The organism is Bradyrhizobium sp. WSM1417, assembly GCF_000515415.1.
GTDB lineage: Bacteria > Pseudomonadota > Alphaproteobacteria > Rhizobiales > Xanthobacteraceae > Bradyrhizobium.
Map to the genome: position 1 here is coordinate 6,692,105 of NZ_KI911783.1, position 18,777 is coordinate 6,710,881.

The following is an 18,777-nucleotide window of genomic DNA, read 5'->3' on the forward strand; positions in this document are numbered from 1 at the left end:
GCCCGGGCTTCAGGTCGCGTGGCCCAGCTCGCTGCAACTGCGCAGCATGTCGTCGGAGCCAGTGTCGTTGGCGAGAATGGCGAACAGATCGTTGTCGTTGGCCATGGCGGACTTCTTCTTGGACTCCAGCACCAGCACCGGCTGCACCGATTGGTGATCGCATTTGCGGTAATGCTGCGGACCCTTGGTCAGGTCGTATTGCAGCTTCTCCAGCGCATCGACCACCTTGTCGGTATCGGTGCCACCCGCGGTTTGCATGGCCGCCAGCAGCGACCCGACGCCGGAATAACCGTAGGCGCCGTAATCGGTCGGTATCGCGCCGCCATTGGCTGCCTTGAAGGCGCTGTTGAAAGCGGCAGCGGACTTGCTCTGCGTCTCCAGACCCCAGTAATAGTTGGCGCCGCCGACCACGCCCTCGAACACGTCGGGGCCGACCGCGAGCCGCTGGTTGTGCAGGATCACCGGCACGACGATCTTCATCTGCTGCTTGACGCCGAAGTCCACCGCTTGCTTGATCGCGTTGGCCTGGTCACGGCCGAAATTGGAGATGCAGAGCACGTCGGGCCGCATCGACATCAGGCGCGGCATGAAGGTGGAATAGTCGGCAGCGCCGAACGGATGCAGGATCTCGCCGACGCTATCCACGCCGATCGCCGCCTGCGCGCGCTTGAAGCCGCGCAGCATCTCATGCCCGTACGCGTAATCTGCGACGAGATGGGCAACCTTCATGCCCTTCTTCAGGGTCTGCCGTGCCACGGCGGCGGTGGTCATGTGCGGGTTCAGCGCCTCGTGGAAGGTGTATTTGCTGAAATCCTTGACCTCGTTGATGGTGTCGGACTGGCTGATCGAAACGTAGATCACGCCGCGGGCGCGGGTGACTTCGTTGACCGCGAGCTGCACGGCGCTGGAGAGCGCGCCGACCACGGCGTGAACCTTGTCCTTCTCGATCAGCTCCAGCGTACGGGTCGCGGCCTCGCCGGCATTGAGCTTATCGTCGCGCACCAACAGCTCGACCTTGCGGCCGCCGATGCCGCCCTTGTCGTTGGCGAGCTTGACCGCGAGCTCGGCGCACTTGACCTGGTCGCGCGCCTCCGCAGCGAACGGGCCGGTCAGCGGGGTCGGAAAGCCGATGCGGATCGTTTCGTCGGCGGCGCGCCCGAGCCGCGGCATGGCGAGCAGTGCCGCGCTTGCCGAGAGACCGGCGAGCGCGGTGCGGCGGGAAATTTTCGAGGTGGAAGCGGACTTGGGCATGATTTCCTCCAATTATCTTTTTCTAGAATCGCTTCAGGGCTTTCAGGACTCTTGCGGGCGTGATCGGGATGGAATTGATCGTTGCATCGAACGGTGCGAGCGCATCGTTGACGGCGTTCAGCACACAGGCCGACGCCGCCGCCGTCCCCGCCTCACCGCATCCCTTGGCGCCAAGATCGGTGTCGGCGGTCGGTGTCTCGATATGGGCGATGACGATGTCAGGCATCTCCATCGGCATCGGGACGAGGTAGTCGGCGAGCGAGCCGTTCACGAGCTGGCCGGTCTCGCTGTAGCGACACTCCTCGAACAGCGCCGCGCCCAATCCCTGCACGATGCCACCGCGGAGCTGCTCGTCTACCAGCATCGGATTGATGACCCGGCCACAATCCTCGACGATGAAATGCTTCAACATCTTGATGAGGCCGGTCTCGACGTCGACCTCCAGCGAACAGCCCTGGATGCCGTTGGTGAAGGCGAACGGATAGCCCTGTGGCGCAAAGTGATGGCTTACGGTGAGCTGGGCCTGCGTGCCCGGCGGTAGCGTATCGGAACGGAAATAGGCAATGCGCGCGATCTCGGAGATCGGCATCCGCTGGTTTCGCGTGCCAGCATCGACGACCTCGCCATCGATGATGTCGAGTGCCGATGGCTGCTCCTGGAGGATGAGCGCGGCGATTTCCAGGATATTGCGCCTGAGCGCGCGCGTGGCCTGGAGCGCAGTCTCGCCGCCGATGCCGGCGCCGCGGCAGGCCCAGGTCGCACCGCCATGCGGCGTCACCTCGGTATCACCGGTAATGACCTTGACGTGCTCCTGCGCGAGGCCGAGCTGGTCTGCCACAATCTGGCTGATGATCGCCTCGGTGCCTTGCCCCTGCTCCGTGACCGAGATCAGGCAGCGCACTTCGCCTGATGGGGTCAGGCTGATGATCGCACCGTCCTGCGAGGAGATACGGGCTCCGCCAACGCCATAGAACGCGGGACTTGGATTAGTGATCTCGACAAAGGCCGCGATGCCGATCCCGCGATAGATGCCGCCCTTGCGCAACTCCGCCTGCTCGGCGCGCAGCCCGTCATAATCCATCATCTCGTGCAGCCGCTTTAGGCAGGCCTGATGTGACAACGCCTCGAAACGGTAGCCGGTCGGCGAGGTCTGCGGATAGGCATCATCGGCGATCAGGTTCTGCGCTCGGATCGCGAAGGGATCGAGACCGAGCTTCGCCGCGGCCATGTCGACCAGCCGCTCGGTGACCGCGCAGGCGATGGGATGGCCGACCGCGCGATACTGGCTGGTCTGCACCTTGTTCTGGAAGAGCACCTCGAGCCTCGCGCGGTAGTTCTTGAAGCGATAGGGCGCGCCGATCAGGCGGATGACCTGGTTGCCCTCCACCACGCTTGTGCGCGGATAGGTCGAAAACGCCCCGATTGCGGTCAGGTCCAGCACGTCCATCGCAAGGATCTCGCCCTTGGCATCAAGCGCCATCCGGGCGCGGACGCGGTGGTCGCGGGCGTGGATGTCGGAGACGAACGATTCGATGCGGTCGGTGACGTATTTGACGGGACGGCCGAGCAGGATCGAGAGGCCGACCACGGCCATGTCCTCATGATAGACATGCAGCTTCATCCCGAAGGAGCCGCCGATGTCGGTCGCGATCACGCGAACGCGGGCCTCCGGAATGCCGAAGTGGCGCGAATAGAGGTCCTGGAACTGATACGGCGTCTGCGTCGCGTGATGCACGGTGAGCATCTCAGCCGAAGGATCGTAATCGGAAACGATGGCGCGCGGCTCTAGCGTCACCGCGGTATGGCGGCCGAAGGACAACTCCTCCTCCACCACATGGGCCGCATGCGCAAAGGCGTCGTCGACGCTGCCGTTGTCGAGCTGGCTGCGGAAGCAGACATTGTTGGCACTGCCAGGATTGATCAGCGGCCCGCCGCCCTCACGCGCGCTGTCGATATCGGCGACGATCGGAAGGTCTTCGTAGTCGATCTCGATCAGTTCCAGCGCATCCTCGGCGATCGCACGGCTCTCGGCGACGACTGCAACCACCGCCTGCCCGGCCCAGACCACGCGGTCGAGCGGCAGCGGTAATTGCGGTGCCGAGATCATCCCCTTGAAATGGTCGAGCGTGCCGGTCCAGGGCGAGCAGATCTTGGCGAGATCGACACCGGTCGCAACGAGATGCACGCCTTCGAGCGCGCTCGCCCGCCCGGCATCGATCGAGATGATATTCGCATGCGCATGCGGGCTGCGCAGGAACGCGGCATACAGCATCCGCGGCAGCCTGAGATCGCTGACATAACGTCCGCGCCCGGCGAGCAGCCGCTTGGCGTTCGGGCGCGGCACGGAGCGGCCGATATAGGAATTCGGGCGATCCAGCGAGGTCAGCGGCGCGCTCATGTCACGCCTCCCCTTTCGCTGCGCGCTTTTGCCACCGCGTCGATGGCATCTACGATCGCTTCATAGCCGGTGCAGCGGCAGTAATTGCCCGACAGCGCGTCACGAATGTCCCTGCGGCTTGGCCGCGTCACCTGCGAGAGGAGTTCGTGCGCGTTGACCAGCATGCCCGGCGTGCAAAAGCCGCATTGCAGAGCGTTGCGGCGGTGGAATTCGGCCTGGAGGTCGGCGATCACGCCGCTCTCCGTGAGACCTTCGATCGTATCGATCGTGGCGCCGTCAGCCTGCACCGCGAACATCAGGCAGGCGTGCACGGCTTGCCCGTCGAGCTGGACGAGACACGCGCCGCAGGCGCCCATCTCGCAGCCGGCATGCGTGCCTGTCAGCTCGAGCGCGTTGCGCAGGCAATCGAGCAGCGTCTCGCGCGGCGCGACCTCACAGGCCACCTTGCGGCCGTTGACGACGAAGCGAACGCGCTCGGTCTCGTCCGCATCATCCAGAAGGGACTCGTCGAAGCCGCTCATCCGCCCACTCCGAGACGTCCGAGCATGCGTCCGAGCAATACGCGCGCGAGATGCAGCCGCATCGCCGGCGGCACCTCGTCGCTATCCGGTGGCGTCAGATCAGCTTCAAGCGCGGCCTGCGCTGCGGCGATGCGTTCCGCGCCAAGGCTCGAGCCGATGAGCGTAGCCTCCGTTCCCTTCACCCGCGTCGGCGTATTGCCGACAGAAAAGAACGAGATCCTTATGTCATGGATACGCTCGCCGGTGCAGGTCGCGAGCATGCCGCAACCGACCAGCGCATAGTCCCCGCGCCGCCGGGCCAATTCGTCAAACGCAAAGCGCTGATCGGCCTTGAACAGTGGGACGAAAACCGCGGTGATCAGTTCGCCGGGCTGCAAGGCTGTCTCGAACAGGTCGACGAAGAAGTCATCGGCCTTGACGCGCCGACTGCCGGAAGGGCCGATCATCTCGATCTCGGCATCGAGCGCCAACGTCATCGCCGGAAATTCGGAAGCGGGGTCGGCGTGCGCGACACTGCCGCCGAACGTGCCGCGGTTGCGAATGGCGGGATGGGCTACGAAGGGCGCAGCCGCATGCAACAGCGGCGCGAATTCGGCGATCAGCGGCTCGCTCAGCATCTCGCAATGGCGTGTGAGCGCACCGATACGCAGGAATTCGCCTTCACGCCTGACGCCGCGCAGCTCGGCAATATGGGTGATATCGATCAGCAGCCGTGGCGCCTGCAACCGCAGCGACAACGCCGGCACGAGGCTCTGGCCGCCGGCGATGAAACGCGCATCGTCGCCGGCGCGCGCGTGAGCGTCCAACGCCTGGTCGATCGTCGCAGCGCGAAAATAGCTGAAAGCCCTCGCCTTCACCCGCCGTTTCCTCGGATCCCTCGGCTCACCAGCCGGGACGCCAGATTTGTAACCATCTGGTCTCAAAATCGTGACACGCCATCTTAAGCCGGTCAATAGGAAATGACCATTTGGTTACAAATGCGCGTTGGGCTATGAAGATCATGGGACGTGCGATTCAGCGACGAAATGGCCCGCAAAGCGCAGAAAACGGCGAAGCGACCGGTCCGGAAGCGGTCCGAGACAGGCAGCAAGTCCGCGCCAAAGCGCCGCAACATGCGTGCGGCCGACCGCGAGCGCGCCATCCTGGACGAGGCAATCCGATTCTTTGCCGAGCGCGGCTTCGAGGGGCAGACGCGCGAGCTCGCCAAGCGTTTGGGCATCACGCATTCGGCGATCTACCGCCACTTCCCGAGCAAGGAAGCGCTGATCGAGCGGGTCTACCAGGAGGTCTATCTCAGCCGCTGGTCGCCCGATTGGGGTCCGATGATCCGCGACCGCTCGCTATCGCTCGAGGCCCGGCTGACGCGCTTTTATCTCGACTATGTCGAACGCGTGTTCGAGTACAATTGGGTGCGGATCTTCGTCTTCTCCGGCATGAAGTCGTTCGGCATCACCGGCCGCTATCTCGACATCATCAGGCGCGAGATCATCGAGCCGGCGGCCGGCGAACTGCGCCACGACCTGAAACTGCCCGAAGCAAAGACACATCCGCTCGGCGAGCGCGAGACCGAGCTGTTCTGGGGCCTGCACGGCCGCATTTTCTATCTCGCGATCCGCAAATTCATCTACGCGACGCCAATACCGGCAGATCTCGACGCGATCGTTCGCGATGCCGTCCAGACCTTCATGGATGGCGCGAAGACCACGATGCCGAGGCTGCTGGCGCGCGACTGAGCCTGGCTACTTCGCCAGGCTCGGCAGATCGAGCCCTTTATCGCGGGCACATTCGATCGCGATGTCGTACCCCGCGTCGGCGTGGCGCATGACGCCGCTGGCGGGATCGTTCCAGAGCACGCGCGCGATCCGCTTTGCCGCTTCCGGCGTACCGTCGGCGACGATCACCATGCCGGCATGCTGGGAATAACCGATGCCGACGCCGCCGCCGTGATGCAGCGACACCCAGGTCGCGCCGCTGGCGCAATTGAGCAGCGCGTTGAGCAAGGGCCAGTCGGACACGGCGTCCGAACCGTCCTTCATCGCTTCGGTTTCGCGGTTGGGGCTTGCCACCGAGCCGCTGTCGAGATGATCGCGGCCGATCACGATAGGAGCCTTCAACTCGCCACGCGCCACCATCTCGTTGAAGGCAAGGCCCAAGCGATCGCGATCGCCAAGCCCGACCCAGCAGATCCGCGCCGGCAGGCCCTGGAATTTGATGCGCTCCCTGGCCATGTCGAGCCAATTGTGCAGGTGCTTGTCGTCAGGCATCAGCTCCTTGACCTTGGCGTCGGTCTTGAAGATGTCCTCGGGATCGCCCGACAGCGCGGCCCAGCGGAACGGCCCGACGCCGCGGCAGAACAAGGGACGGATATAGGCGGGGACGAAGCCGGGGAAATCGAAGGCATTCTTCAGGCCCATGTCCTGCGCCATCTGGCGAATGTTGTTGCCATAATCGAGCGTCGGAATGCCCAGTGCATGGAAATCCAGCATGGCCTGGACGTGCTCGACCATCGAGGTTTTCGAGGCGCGCTCCACGGCCTTGGGATCGGCGGCGCGCTTGGTCTCCCACTCGGCCAGCGTCCAGCCCTTCGGCAAATAGCCGTTGATCGGATCGTGCGCGCTGGTCTGATCGGTGACGATGTCGGGCCTGACACCACGGCGGACCAGCTCGGGAAAAATCTCCGCGGCATTGCCGAGCAGGCCGACCGAGACCGCTTTCTTCGTCTTCGTCGCCTCCGCCATGATCGCAAGCGCGTCATCGAGCGTTGTGGCCTTGCGATCGAGATAGCCGGTGCGCAGACGCATCTCGATGCGGCTCGGCTGGCATTCGACCGCCAGCATCGAAGCTCCGGCCATGGTCGCAGCCAGCGGCTGCGCGCCGCCCATACCGCCCAGACCGGCGGTTAGAATCCATTTGCCGGCGAGGCTGCCGCCATAGTGGCGGCGGCCAACTTCAACGAAGGTTTCGTAGGTGCCCTGCACGATACCCTGGCTGCCGATATAGATCCAGGAGCCGGCCGTCATCTGGCCGTACATCATCAGGCCCTTGCGATCGAGTTCGTTGAAATGATCGAGCGTCGCCCAGTGCGGCACGATGTTGGAGTTGGCGATCAGGACGCGCGGCGCGTCGGCATGGGTACGGAACACGCCGACCGGCTTGCCGGATTGGACCAGCAGCGTCTGGTCGGCTTCGAGCTCGCGCAGGGAAGCAACGATCCGGTCAAAGCTCGCCCAGTCACGCGCGGCGCGGCCGATGCCGCCATAGACCACGAGCTCGCTCGGACGTTCCGCAACGTCCGGATCGAGATTGTTCATGAGCATGCGCAAGGGAGCTTCCGTCAACCAGCTCTTGGCGCTGATTTCGCTGCCGCGGGGCGCGCGGATGGTGCGGTCATTGTCCAGTCGGCGGTTCATGCGGAACACCTCGTCAGGCAAGCGTCGGAAACGGGTCAGTTGAAAGCACGGCGAGCGCCGCAGCCGGCAGCGCATCGGCTTCGACCAGCGCTGCAGCCTTGGCGAGATCGCAGGCCATGTAGCGGTCGGCGCCGAGCGGCGGCACCTGCTCGCGAAGTGCGGCGATGACGGCTATGAGCGGCGCGCTCGTCGCATGCGGCGCGCGCAGCGTGATGCCTTGGGCGGCGACCAGCAGCTCGATGCCCACGATGGTGGCGAGATTGTCGGCCATGTCCGACAGCCGTCGCGCGGCATGCGCGGCCATCGAGACGTGGTCTTCCTGGTTGGCACTGGTCGGCGTCGAGTCGATCGAGCAGGCAGAAGCGCGCTGCTTGTTCTCGGCATAGAGCGCGGCCGCCGTCACCTCGGCGATCATGAAGCCCGAATTGATACCGGGATCGGGGGTGAGGAACGGCGGCAGGCCGAAATTGAGCGCGGGATCGACCAGCGTCGCGATACGCCGCTCGCTGATGGCACCGATCTCCGACAGCGCGAGCGCGATGGTATCCGCGGCAAAGGCCACCGGCTCGGCGTGGAAATTGCCGCCGGAGACGATCTCGCCGGTCTCGACCAGGACGAGCGGATTGTCGGTGACGGCATTGGCTTCGACGATCAGCGTCCGCGCCGCCTGCACGATCAGGTCGAGCGCCGCGCCCGCAACCTGCGGCTGGCAGCGCAGGCAATAGGGATCCTGCACGCGCTCGTCGCCTTCGAGATGCGACAGGCGGATGTCGCTGCCGTCGAGCAGCGCCATCAGGGTTGCCGCCGCCGCGGCCTGTCCGGAATGGCCGCGCAGCGCCTGGATCTCGGGGCGGAACGGCGCCGTCGAGGCCATCGCCGCATCGACCGACAGCGCGCCGGTGACGAGCGCGGCGCGGGCCAGGCGAAATGCGCGCAGCACGCCGGAGATGGCGTAAGCGGTGGAGAATTGCGTGCCGTTGATCAGCGCGAGCCCTTCCTTGGGACCGAGCGTCAGTGGCGTCAGGCCGGCCGCGGCGAGCGCGTCGCTGCCCGACACGGTCTTGCCGTCGACGATCGCCTGCCCTTCGCCGATCATCACCGCGGTCATATGCGCGAGCGGCGCGAGATCGCCGGAAGCACCGACCGAACCTTGCTGCGGCACCAGCGGTGAGACGCGCCGCGCCAGCATGGCCTGCAACTGCTCGATCACCTCGCGGCGCACGCCGGAGGCGCCGCGCCCGAGGGAGATGATTTTCAGCGCCATCATCAGGCGGACGATCGGTTCGGGCGTCGCCGCACCGACGCCGCAGCAATGCGAGACGATGAGATTGCGCTGGAGCAGCGCGGTCCGATCGGGCGGAATCCGCTTCGAGGCAAGTTTGCCGAAGCCGGTGTTGATGCCGTAGACGGGAGCATCCGCTCGCGCGGCCCTTGCCACGATCTCCGCGGCCGCGTCGACGCGCGGCCAGAACGAGGGATCGAGAACGACAGATGTGCCTTCGAGCACGCAAGCGAGATCATCGAGGCTGACCGTTCCCGGCTTGATGACGATCGGCGCGCGCGGCTCCGTCACTGTCCCCTCCACACCCGGCGGTGCAGCGGATTGAAGCCGATGCGGTAGACCAGCTCGGCAGGGCGCTCGATATCCCAGATCGCAAGGTCGCACCATTTGCCGGCCTCGAGCGTGCCGGTATCATGGAGCACGCCAAGCGCTCGCGCGCCTTCGCGAGTGACACCGGCAAGGCACTCGGTCACATTCATCCGGAACAGCGTCGCGCCCATGTTCATCGCGAGCAGGAGCGATGTCAGCGGCGAGCTGCCCGGATTGCAGTCAGTCGCGAGCGCCATGGCAACGCCGTGCTTGCGGAATGCCTCGACCGGAGGTTCTTGCGTCTCGCGGATGAAGTAGAAGGCGCCGGGCAGAAGCACGGCCACCGTTTGAGCTTTTGCCATCGCCGCTGCACCGGCTTCGTCGGTGTGCTCGAGATGATCGGCCGATAGCGCCGAGAATTTCGCCGCGAGCGCAGCGCCGCCGAGATTCGAGAGCTGGTCGGCATGCAGCTTGACCGGCAGTCCAAGCCGCCTCGCTGCCTCAAACACCCGCGCCGTCTGCTCCCCGGAGAATGCGATCCCCTCCATGAAGGCATCGACGGCATCGGCCAAACCGGCCTTCGCGACCGCCGGCAACATCTCCCTGCAGACGAGATCGATGTAGCGATCCTTGTTGCCGTCGGCCTCCGGCGGCAGGGCATGCGCACCAAGAAACGAGGTTCGAATCGCGACCGACCGCTGACGACCCAGGCTTCGCGCGGCGGCCAGCTGCCGCATCTCGGTCTCGGTGTCCAAGCCGTAGCCGGACTTGATCTCGACCGTGGTGGCGCCCTCGCCAATCAGCGCATCGAGCCGCGGCAGCGCGCTTGCTGCGAGTTCGGCCTCGCTTGCCTTGCGCGTCGCGGCCACCGTCGAGACGATGCCGCCGCCGGCGCGCGCGATCTCCTCGTAGCTCGCGCCCTTCAGGCGCAGCTCGAATTCATGGGCACGATTGCCGCCATAGACCAGATGGGTGTGGCAATCGACGAGACCGGGCGTGATCCAACGCCCTTCGCAATCGATGCGTTCGGCTGTATCGGCATTCGCCGGAAAGTCGGCCTGCGCACCCGCATAGACGATACGGCCGGCACGCGCGGCGATCACGCCGTGCTCGATCTCCCCGAGATCGGGACGGTCGGCCCGCATCGTGGCGAGCCGGGCGTTATGCCAGATCCGGTCGAAGCGTTCTGCCATGCAACTGTCCCTTCGCGTGGGATGCTTGACTTATATGTCTAGACATATAATCGTGTCGCGGTTCTGTCCAGCCGGCATGGAAACATGACACGACTGCATTTCGCCTCCGCGCTCCTGCCTTCGGGCTGGGCCAATGACGTGCAGGTGGTGATCACCGCCGGCGCGATCGCCGAGGTGACGCCGGGCGTAGCGCCGACGTCCGGCGACGAACGCCACCAAATCGCGCTTCCGGGACTTGCGAGCCTGCACAGCCACGCCTTCCAGCGCGGCATGGCGGGTCTCGCAGAACTGCGCGGCGATAGCACCGACACTTTCTGGACCTGGCGCGAGACGATGTACCGCTTCGCGCTGGCGATGACGCCTGACGACGTCGCGGCGGTCGCGACACTGCTTTATGTCGAGATGCTGGAGCAGGGTTTTACCCGCGTCGGCGAATTCCATTATCTGCATCATGATCGCGACGGCTCGCCCTACGCCGACACCGCCGAAATGGCCGCACGTATCGCGCAGGCCGCCGAAGCCTCGGGTATTGCGCTGACGTTGCTGCCGAGTTTTTATGCGCACGGCGGGTTCGGCGGCGCAGCACCGCATGCCGGTCAGCGCCGCTTCATCTGTACGGTTGATCAATTTTCCGCGCTGATGGTCGCCTCGCGCAAGGCGATTGCACGATTGCCGGGCGCGAATATCGGCATCGCGCCGCACAGCTTGCGCGCGGTGGCGCCGGACGAGCTTGCCGCCATCATCCCGCTCGCAGAGGGCGGGCCGATGCACATTCATGCCGCCGAGCAGGTGAAGGAAGTCGAGGATTGCCTGGCGTGGTCCGGACGACGTCCGGTGCAATGGTTGCTGGAGCACGCGCCCGTCGACCAACGCTGGTGCCTCATTCACGCCACCCACACCACGGACGAGGAAGTCCACGCCTTCGCCAAGGCCGGCGCGGTCGCCGGACTCTGCCCCATCACCGAGGCAAGCCTTGGTGACGGCATTTTCCCGGCTCGCGAATTCGTCGGTGCCGGCGGCGCCTTTGGCGTCGGCACCGATTCCAATGTGCTGGTCGGCGTCGCCGACGAGCTGCGCCAGCTCGAATATGGCCAACGGCTCAAGCACCGCGAGCGCAACGTGCTCTCGGCCGGCGCAGGCCGCTCGACGGGGCGCGCGCTGTTCGATCATGCACTTGCGGGCGGTTCGCGGGCACTGGCACAGACGTCAGTCGGCCTGACGCCAGGTTCGCGCGCTGACATCGTCACGCTCGACATCACGCATCCCTCGCTGGCGGGACGCGCGCGCGACGCCGCCATCGACGGCTGGATCTTTGCTGCTGGCAACGGTGCGATCGATTGCGTCTGGGCCGGCGGCGACAAGGTCGTCGAAGGCGGCCGGCACAGACTGCGCCAGGCCGCGCGCGAACGCTTCAACGCATCGGTGCGGAGGCTCGTTGCATGAGCCTCGCGACTGATACGGCCGACCAGCCCACGCTCTACAAACGGATTCGCGCCGATATCGAGAACCGCATTCTGACCGGCGAGTGGCCGCCCGGGCATCGTATCCCGTTCGAGCACGAACTGGTGGCGCGTTACGGCTGCTCGCGCATGACCGTGAACAAGGCGCTGTCGGAGCTCGCGCAAGCCGACCTGATCGAGCGGCGGCGACGTGCCGGCTCCTTCGTGCGACGCCCGCAGCATCAATCCGCCGTGCTCAAGATCGCCGACATGCGCGCCGAGATCACCGCGCTCGGGCGCGCTTACAGTTACGAGCTGATCGGTCGCAAGCTCCGCGCCGCAACCGCCGCCGATCGTGACCGCCTCGGAGTCAAGAAGGCCGGCAAAGTGGTCGCGATCACCTGTCGCCACAGTGCCGACAACGTGCCTTTCGCCGTCGAGGACAGGCTGATCGATCTCGCGTCGGTGCCGGATGCGGCGACCGCGGATTTTTCGCGTGAGCCACCCGGCTCGTGGCTGCTTCACCATGTGCCATGGACAGAGGCCGAGCATACGATCAGCGCCATCGTTGCGGACGATCGCACGGCGGAAGCGCTCGACATCGCCGTCGGCGCACCCTGCCTCGTGATCGACCGCTATACCTGGCGCAGCGCGCGCACGATTACCGCGGTGCGGCTGCTCTATCCCGGTGACTCTCACCGCCTTGTCGCCCGATTCAAGGGAGGCTGAGAGGACGTGTCGGCACAAATCGTGCAACGCTTCGGGCAAGGGTCCAGGAGGACCGACCAAGATCAACAGGACGTCAATCCATCGATCGGCAAGAGGACGACAATCATGCGTAGTTCGAAAGTTTTTGCGACAATCATTGCCCTCGCAGCTTCCACCCCGGTGCTCGCCGACGACGTCAAGGTCGGCGTCGGCATCTCCGGATGGACCGGCTTCGCGCCGCTGACGCTGGCGAAGGAAGCCGGCATCTTCAAGAAGAACGGTCTCGACGTCACCATCAAGAAGATTCCGCAGAAGGACCGCCATCTCGCAATCGCCTCCGGCGACGTCCAGTGCGCGGCAACGACGGTCGAGACCTGGATCTCCTGGAACGCCAACGGCGTCGCGACCAAGCAGATCTTCCAGCTCGACAAGAGCTACGGCGCCGACGGCATGGCCGTGCGCAACGAGCTTGCCGCGATCAAGGATCTGAAGGGCAAGACGGTTGCGGCTTCCGCGCCTGGTACCTCGCCCTATTTCGCGCTGGCCTGGATGCTCAAGAAGAACGGCTTGTCGGTGAAGGACGTCACCGTCGTGAACCTCGAACCGGCCGCGGCCGCGCAGGCCTTCGTCTCCGGCCAGAACGATGCCGCGATGACCTATGAGCCCTATCTGTCGACGGTTCGTGCCGCACCCGACAAGGGCAAGATCATCGCGACCACGCTCGACTATCCGATGGTCATGGACACGTTCGGCTGCACGCCGAAATTCCTCACCGAGAACCCGAAGGCCGCCAAGGCGCTCGCCGACAGCTATTTCGACGCCCTCGACATGATCGCCAAGGACCAGGCCAAGGCCTACGAGATCATGGGCGCCGACGTGAAGCAGAGCGGCGAGGCATTCGGCAACTCGGCAAAATATCTGCGCTGGCAGGACAAGGCCGCGAACCAGAAATTCTTCGCCGGCGATTTCCTGACCTTCAACAAGGAGGCCGCCGACCTCCTGCTGGAGATCGGCATCATCAAGGCGGCGCCGAAGGTCGAGGATCTCTTCGACGCGAGCTACATCAAGTAATTCTCCCAGGAGCCGCCGGCCCCGTCTCGCGGCGGGGCCGGTAAACTTGTTCACTGCCCGGATAGACAGTTTGATGCGTCCCCTCGATCCCGTGACGTCAAGGCAGCGCGTGGCTTACGGCCTTGCGTTCTTCGTGGTGTTCGTTGCCCTCTGGTCCTGGGCGACCTTCGGCGGCCACGTGTCGAAGGTGTTCCTCGCCAACCCGCTGACCATGGTGCAGGAAGGCGTCGATCTGATCGTCAAACAGGGCTTCCTGTTCGACATCGGCATGACGATCTGGCGCGTCGTCGGCGGATTCGTGCTGGCCGCCATCATCGCCGTGCCGTTCGGCGTGCTGATGGGCGCCTACAAGCCGGTCGAGGCGTTCCTCGAACCGTTCGTCTCCTTTGCGCGCTATTTGCCGGCCTCCGCCTTCATTCCCCTCCTGATCCTGTGGGCCGGCATCGGCGAGCTGCAGAAGCTGCTCGTCATCTTCATCGGCTCGGTGTTCCAGATCATCCTGATGATCGCGGTCACCGTCGGCACGACGCGGCGCGACCTGGTCGAGGCGGCCTATACACTGGGGGCCAGCGACCGCGGCATCATCCGCCGCGTGCTGTTGCCCTCCTCCGCGCCTGAGATCGCCGAGATCCTGCGGCTGGTGCTGGGCTGGGCCTGGACCTATGTCATCGTCGCCGAACTGATCGGCTCCTCCTCCGGCATCGGCCACATGATCACCGACAGCCAGGCGTTGCTCAACACCGGCCAGATCATCTTCGGCATCATCGTGATCGGGCTGATCGGCCTCGTCTCGGACTTCCTGTTCAAGGCGTTCAACGCGTGGCTGTTTCCCTGGAGGCTCGCATGACGATCCTCAAGATCGAGCAGGTCTCGCGAACCTTTCCCGCGCGCCACAACAACGCCCCGACCAGGGCGCTGGAGCCGACCGATCTCGTGATCGGCAACAACGACTTCGTTACCATTCTCGGCCCTTCCGGCTGCGGCAAGTCCACGCTGCTTCGCATCGTCGCCGGCCTCGATCGCCCGACCGGCGGACGTGTGGTGCTCGATGGACGCGAGGTGACCGGCCCGGGCGCCGACCGCGGCATGGTGTTCCAGTCCTACACGTTGTTTCCCTGGCTGACCGTGCGCGAGAACATCGCCTTCGGCCTGCGCGAGCGTGGGGTGCCCGAGGTGGAGCGCAACAAGGTCGCCGATGCCTTCATCCGCCAGGTCGGTCTGTCCGGCTTCGAGAATCATTGGCCGAAACAGCTGTCCGGCGGCATGCAGCAGCGCACCGCGATCGCGCGCGCGCTCGCCAATGATCCCAAGATCCTGTTGCTCGACGAGCCCTTCGGCGCGCTCGACAACCAGACCCGCGCCCTGATGCAGGAAATGCTGCTCGGGATCTGGGAGCGCGACCAGAAGACGGTGCTGTTCGTGACCCACGACATCGAGGAGGCGATCTTCCTCGGCAGCCGCGTCATCGTCATGAGCGCGCGTCCCGGCCGCATCAAGGCCGAGATCAACGTGGACCTGCCTCATCCGCGCTCCTACAAGATCAAGACCACGCCCGAATTCGTCCAGTTGAAGGAACGGCTGGTCGAGGAGATCCGTACCGAGGCGTTGAAGGTTGCCGAGCATGCCTGATACTTTTTCACCCGCAAATAGCGAGCGCGTTCTCGCCGATCTCAATGCGCTCCGTGCCATCGGCGCGTACAAAACCGGCGTGCACAAACCGACCTTCTCCGAGCCGCACAAGCTTTCGCTGGATTGGCTGGTGCAGAAGCTGCCCGACGCGGGCCTCTCCGCCACGATCGACGGCATCGGCAACGTCTTCGGCACCAGCGCAAAGTCGGGACCCAAGCTGCTCGCGGGATCGCATCTTGAAAGCCAGAACTACGCCGGCTGGCTCGACGGCCCGCTCGGGGTCGTCTATGCGCTCGAAGCGGCGCGCGTGCTCAATGCCGATCCCTCGCTCAAAGGCGCGGTCGAAATTGCCGCGTGGTGCGACGAGGAAGGACACTTTGGACACTTCCTCGGTTCGCGCTCCTATGTGGGGCAGGTGACCGACGCTGACATCGACGCCGCGCGCGACCGCACCAGCGGCCGCACCATGCGGGACGCACTCGCCGACATGGGGCTCGCAGGACGACCGCGCATCACCGCCGAGCCGGGCCGGCACGTTGGATATCTGGAAGCCCATATCGAGCAGGGCGACACGCTCGAGAGCGGTCGCCTTGCGATCGGCGTTGTCACCTCCATCGTCGGCATCTGGCAATACCAGATCAATTTCGTCGGTGAGCAGAATCACGCCGGCACCACCCGCATGGCTGCGCGGAAAGATGCCGGGCTGGCACTGGCAAAGTTCTGCGTCGCCATCGACGAGCGTTTTCCCGATGCCTGCGGCCCGCGCACGGTCTGGACCACCGGCCGCATCACGCTCGATCCGGGCGCGCCGAGCATCATTCCGGGTGGTGCCGAGATGCTGTTCCAGATCCGTGACGACGATCCTTCCGTCATCGCGCGGCTGGAGCAACTGCTGCGGAGCATGGCGGACGAGGCCAGCGCGAAGGGTCCCTGCACCGTCACCGTGGAGAAGATTCGCACTGGCGCGCCCGCGATGATGAATTCGGGCTTTCAGGACGCGATCGAAGCCGCGGCCGAGGCCGTCGTCGGCGGACGGTCCGTCCGTATGCCCAGCGGCGCCGGTCACGATGCGCAGATGCTTGCGGCCGTCATGCCCGCGGGTATGCTGTTTGTGCCGTCGATCGGCGGCATCAGCCATCACTGGACCGAGAACACCGCCGACGTCGATATCGTCAACGGCGCGCAAGTGTTCGTCGACGCTTGCCGGCGGATACTTGGCGGCTAGAATGACGTGCTGCCCCCACTCTCTCCCCATCGTCATTGCGAGCGAAGCGACTTGTCCGCCGAAGCTTTAGAGAAGGCGGAAGCAATCCAGAATCCCTCCGCGGCGGCGAGCTGGATTGCTTCGCTGTGCTCGCAATGACGGAGTATGAGGTGACGGCTTCGTCCTCCCAGCACCACTGTCATTCCCCGCGAAAGCGGGGAATCCAGTACGCCGCGGCTTCTCGGTTCAATCATAACTGTCTCGGAATACTGGATCGCCCGGTCAAGCCGGGCGATGACAGGGAGCGTGTAGCCGCGGACACGCCTTCGCAGCCTCGCGGCGCATTCGCCCGAGCTTTGCTTCGTCATTCCACCCTCTTTGTCCAAGAGGGCGCAGGGAAGGCCGGGTGCCGGCTGGCACCCGCGGTCCGCTGCGCGAAGATGTAGCGCAAAAGAACCGCACAGCAGCATACAGGTGTAGCCAATCACTCGGCCTTCCCTGCGCAGTGGTTGGACGGCTTATGCCGTGCTCTCCCGGGAGCCGAGTTCTCTTTGGCCTCCCTCGCTCTCACAGAAGTCGCCGACACCGCGCCGGTTGACGCAGATGCCGCATCCGCAAGAGCTTGACCGTAGCAACGACGGCCAGGACCACACGGTTTTGCCGTACGCACGGCTCGCCATTTCGCCGCAGTATTCCCGGCCCTGTCGACGGAGCCGGAAACTTACAGACGAGACGAAGCCTAGCAGCGCCGCTCGTCAGAACGAAGCCTTGGGCTCACGGAGAGCAATCCGCCCTGCCCTTGGCCTCTCGCACCCGAACGCTGCCGCGTCCACCGCAAGCCCGGCTCGCGAACGTGACGACCACAAGATCGCCCCTCAAGGATGAGCCGGGATGGAGCGACACATACGTCATTTCCGAATTTCGGTAAAGTGGAATATTTTCGCGAAGATGGATTGACAGGAGGCGACACAGAGGCGGTCGTGTAGCCCGGATGGAGCGCAAGCGTAATCCGGGACGGTGCCGAATGCCGTGCGAGCGGCCCCGGATTGCGCTGCGCTCCATCCGGCTACGGAGCCTCACTCCTTGGTTCGCACTGGCGCCTGCGACAAATTCGAGTCCGCCGCGGACATAAAGACGCAACAATTGCGAGGCTTGTCGATTGCCCCCGCCCTGATTCCTCTCCCCGGAGTTCCCATGTCTTCTGCCGACCGGCCGGCGACACGCCTTGCGACCAGACTTGCCTTCCTCGTCGCGGGCTTCGGCATCGCGTGCTGGGCACCGCTGGTGCCGTTCGCGAAGGCGCGGCTCGCCGTCGACGACGGCATCCTCGGACTGCTGCTGCTCAGCCTCGGCATCGGCTCGGTCATCGCGATGGTTCTGACCGGCGTGCTGAGCGCACGCTATGGCAGCAAGCCGATCATCATTGCGGGCGGGCTCGGTCTTGCCCTGGTCCTGCCTCTGCTGACGATCGCGAGCTCGCCGGCGACGCTGGCGCTGGCACTCCTCGCATTCGGCGCCGCGCTCGGTTCCATCGACGTCGCCATGAACATCCACGCGGTGGAGGTGGAGCGCGCCGCCGGGCGTCCGCTGATGTCTGGCTTCCACGCGCTGTTCAGCATCGGTGGCTTCGCCGGGGCCGCGCTGATGACCGCCCTGCTCTCGCTGCAACTCGGCGCGCTCGCTTGCACGCTGATCTGCTCCGTCCTGATGCTGATCGCGATGCTGGCGGCGTGGCCGCGGCTGCTTCGCTCCGTGCAGGTGCAGGAGGGACCGCTGTTCGTGCTGCCGCATGGCGCTGTGCTCCTGCTCGCGCTGCTTTGCGCCATCACCTTCCTGGTCGAAGGCGCGATGCTCGATTGGGGCGCGTTGCTCGTCATCGGCGCGGGCCTCGTTTCCGAGGCGCAAGGCGGGATCGGCTATATCGTGTTCTCGGTCGCGATGACGATCGGGCGGCTCGGCGGCGACGCCGTCGTCGTGCGCATCGGGGACCGCACCACATTGTTCTGGGGCAGCCTGGTTGCGATCGCGGGTTTCGTGGTCCTGCTCACCGCTCCCGTCGTGGCGGTCGCTGTGGCCGGCTTCCTGCTCATCGGCCTCGGCGCATCGAACCTCGTGCCGGTGCTGTTCCGTCGAGCGGCGAGGCAGACGGTGATGCCCACGGGGCTCGCCGTCGCGGCGATCACGACCGCCGGCTACGCCGGCGTTCTCGTCGGCCCCGCCGGTGTCGGCTTCGTCGCACGCTTTGGCGGATTGCCGGTCGCGTTCTGGCTCCTGACCGCGCTGATGGGCCTCGTCACGCTGACGGCGCGCATTGTTACGCGCGCCGACGGCTGAGCGGCCTCAGAACGGCTCAGCGCGACCG

General features: G+C 65.2%; 15 protein-coding genes. 8 read left to right on the top strand and 7 right to left on the bottom strand.

What is annotated here, in order from left to right:
- Positions 1–9 precede the first annotated feature (9 nt).
- Genes BRA1417_RS0132785 through BRA1417_RS0132800 form a run of 4 tightly spaced genes read right to left on the bottom strand, consistent with a single transcriptional unit; the run spans position 10 to position 5,027 of the window.
- On the bottom strand, positions 10–1,251 hold the full coding sequence (locus tag BRA1417_RS0132785; RefSeq protein WP_027519402.1) for an ABC transporter substrate-binding protein: 1,242 nt from the start codon (positions 1,249–1,251) through the stop codon (positions 10–12).
- Positions 1,252–1,273: 22 nt separating this feature from the next.
- The gene (locus tag BRA1417_RS0132790; RefSeq protein ID WP_027519403.1) at positions 1,274–3,649 is read right to left on the bottom strand and encodes a xanthine dehydrogenase family protein molybdopterin-binding subunit; all 2,376 of its coding nucleotides are present in this window, start codon (positions 3,647–3,649) and stop codon (positions 1,274–1,276) included.
- Positions 3,646–4,170, bottom strand: coding sequence for a (2Fe-2S)-binding protein (locus tag BRA1417_RS0132795; RefSeq protein ID WP_027519404.1), 525 nt, complete (start codon positions 4,168–4,170; stop codon positions 3,646–3,648). Before BRA1417_RS0132795 ends, BRA1417_RS0132790 begins: the two co-directional genes overlap by 4 nt.
- Entirely contained in the window at positions 4,167–5,027 is an 861-nt protein-coding gene (locus BRA1417_RS0132800) for a xanthine dehydrogenase family protein subunit M (protein WP_027519405.1), read from the bottom strand. Before BRA1417_RS0132800 ends, BRA1417_RS0132795 begins: the two co-directional genes overlap by 4 nt.
- Before the next feature lie 255 nt (positions 5,028–5,282).
- On the opposite strand from BRA1417_RS0132800, the gene BRA1417_RS0132805 reads away from it, so the two are divergent.
- Entirely contained in the window at positions 5,283–5,903 is a 621-nt protein-coding gene (locus tag BRA1417_RS0132805; RefSeq protein WP_027519406.1) for a TetR/AcrR family transcriptional regulator, read from the top strand.
- A gap of 6 nt (positions 5,904–5,909) precedes the next feature.
- On the opposite strand, the gene hutU is transcribed toward BRA1417_RS0132805, so the two are convergent.
- The 3 genes from hutU to hutI are packed head-to-tail and all read right to left on the bottom strand — an operon-like array spanning position 5,910 to position 10,364.
- Positions 5,910–7,580 carry a urocanate hydratase gene (gene hutU / locus BRA1417_RS0132810; RefSeq protein ID WP_027519407.1) on the bottom strand — a complete coding sequence of 557 codons (1,671 nt, stop codon included), beginning with the start codon at positions 7,578–7,580 and terminating at the stop codon, positions 5,910–5,912.
- 13 nt (positions 7,581–7,593) lie between these two features.
- Positions 7,594–9,153, bottom strand: a complete 1,560-nt coding sequence (hutH, locus tag BRA1417_RS0132815) for a histidine ammonia-lyase (protein WP_027519408.1) — start codon at positions 9,151–9,153, stop codon at positions 7,594–7,596.
- On the bottom strand, positions 9,150–10,364 hold the full coding sequence (gene hutI, locus BRA1417_RS0132820) for an imidazolonepropionase (protein ID WP_027519409.1): 1,215 nt from the start codon (positions 10,362–10,364) through the stop codon (positions 9,150–9,152). Before hutI ends, hutH begins: the two co-directional genes overlap by 4 nt.
- An 84-nt stretch (positions 10,365–10,448) precedes the next feature.
- On the opposite strand from hutI, the gene BRA1417_RS41300 reads away from it, so the two are divergent.
- The 7 genes from BRA1417_RS41300 (at position 10,449) to BRA1417_RS0132875 (ending at position 18,749) form a co-directional block, all read left to right on the top strand.
- A complete protein-coding gene (locus tag BRA1417_RS41300) occupies positions 10,449–11,807 on the top strand; it encodes a formimidoylglutamate deiminase (protein ID WP_035968957.1) in 1,359 nt (452 codons plus the stop codon).
- Entirely contained in the window at positions 11,804–12,532 is a 729-nt protein-coding gene (gene hutC, locus BRA1417_RS0132845; RefSeq protein WP_027519412.1) for a histidine utilization repressor, read from the top strand. Before BRA1417_RS41300 ends, hutC begins: the two co-directional genes overlap by 4 nt.
- 105 nt (positions 12,533–12,637) lie before the next feature.
- On the top strand, positions 12,638–13,582 hold the full coding sequence (locus tag BRA1417_RS0132850; protein WP_027519413.1) for an ABC transporter substrate-binding protein: 945 nt from the start codon (positions 12,638–12,640) through the stop codon (positions 13,580–13,582).
- Positions 13,583–13,655: 73 nt separating this feature from the next.
- The gene (locus BRA1417_RS0132855) at positions 13,656–14,429 is read left to right on the top strand and encodes an ABC transporter permease (RefSeq protein WP_027519414.1); all 774 of its coding nucleotides are present in this window, start codon (positions 13,656–13,658) and stop codon (positions 14,427–14,429) included.
- Complete coding sequence (locus tag BRA1417_RS0132860; protein WP_027519415.1) at positions 14,426–15,211, top strand: ABC transporter ATP-binding protein; 786 nt, start codon at positions 14,426–14,428, stop codon at positions 15,209–15,211. The genes BRA1417_RS0132855 and BRA1417_RS0132860 overlap by 4 nt, the downstream gene beginning before the upstream one ends.
- Complete coding sequence (locus tag BRA1417_RS0132865) at positions 15,204–16,436, top strand: Zn-dependent hydrolase (RefSeq protein ID WP_027519416.1); 1,233 nt, start codon at positions 15,204–15,206, stop codon at positions 16,434–16,436. The genes BRA1417_RS0132860 and BRA1417_RS0132865 overlap by 8 nt, the downstream gene beginning before the upstream one ends.
- Before the next feature lie 1,173 nt (positions 16,437–17,609).
- Entirely contained in the window at positions 17,610–18,749 is a 1,140-nt protein-coding gene (locus BRA1417_RS0132875; RefSeq protein WP_027519417.1) for an MFS transporter, read from the top strand.
- The last annotated feature ends 28 nt before the right edge of the window (positions 18,750–18,777 follow it).

Excerpts from the sequence above, each read along its gene's own strand:
- BRA1417_RS0132795 (WP_027519404.1), bottom strand. The coding sequence starts at position 4,170 with ATGAGCGGCTTCGACGAGTCCCTTCTGGATGATGCGGACGAGACCGAG.
- BRA1417_RS0132785 (WP_027519402.1), bottom strand. The coding sequence starts at position 1,251 with ATGCCCAAGTCCGCTTCCACCTCGAAAATTTCCCGCCGCACCGCGCTC.
- BRA1417_RS0132855 (WP_027519414.1), top strand. The coding sequence starts at position 13,656 with ATGCGTCCCCTCGATCCCGTGACGTCAAGGCAGCGCGTGGCTTACGGC.
- BRA1417_RS0132850 (WP_027519413.1), top strand. The coding sequence starts at position 12,638 with ATGCGTAGTTCGAAAGTTTTTGCGACAATCATTGCCCTCGCAGCTTCC.
- BRA1417_RS0132865 (WP_027519416.1), top strand. The coding sequence starts at position 15,204 with ATGCCTGATACTTTTTCACCCGCAAATAGCGAGCGCGTTCTCGCCGAT.
- BRA1417_RS41300 (WP_035968957.1), top strand. The coding sequence starts at position 10,449 with ATGACACGACTGCATTTCGCCTCCGCGCTCCTGCCTTCGGGCTGGGCC.
- BRA1417_RS0132805 (WP_027519406.1), top strand. The coding sequence starts at position 5,283 with ATGCGTGCGGCCGACCGCGAGCGCGCCATCCTGGACGAGGCAATCCGA.
- hutI (WP_027519409.1), bottom strand. The coding sequence starts at position 10,364 with ATGGCAGAACGCTTCGACCGGATCTGGCATAACGCCCGGCTCGCCACG.
- hutC (WP_027519412.1), top strand. The coding sequence starts at position 11,804 with ATGAGCCTCGCGACTGATACGGCCGACCAGCCCACGCTCTACAAACGG.
- BRA1417_RS0132790 (WP_027519403.1), bottom strand. The coding sequence starts at position 3,649 with ATGAGCGCGCCGCTGACCTCGCTGGATCGCCCGAATTCCTATATCGGC.
- hutU (WP_027519407.1), bottom strand. The coding sequence starts at position 7,580 with ATGAACCGCCGACTGGACAATGACCGCACCATCCGCGCGCCCCGCGGC.
- BRA1417_RS0132875 (WP_027519417.1), top strand. The coding sequence starts at position 17,610 with ATGTCTTCTGCCGACCGGCCGGCGACACGCCTTGCGACCAGACTTGCC.
- BRA1417_RS0132860 (WP_027519415.1), top strand. The coding sequence starts at position 14,426 with ATGACGATCCTCAAGATCGAGCAGGTCTCGCGAACCTTTCCCGCGCGC.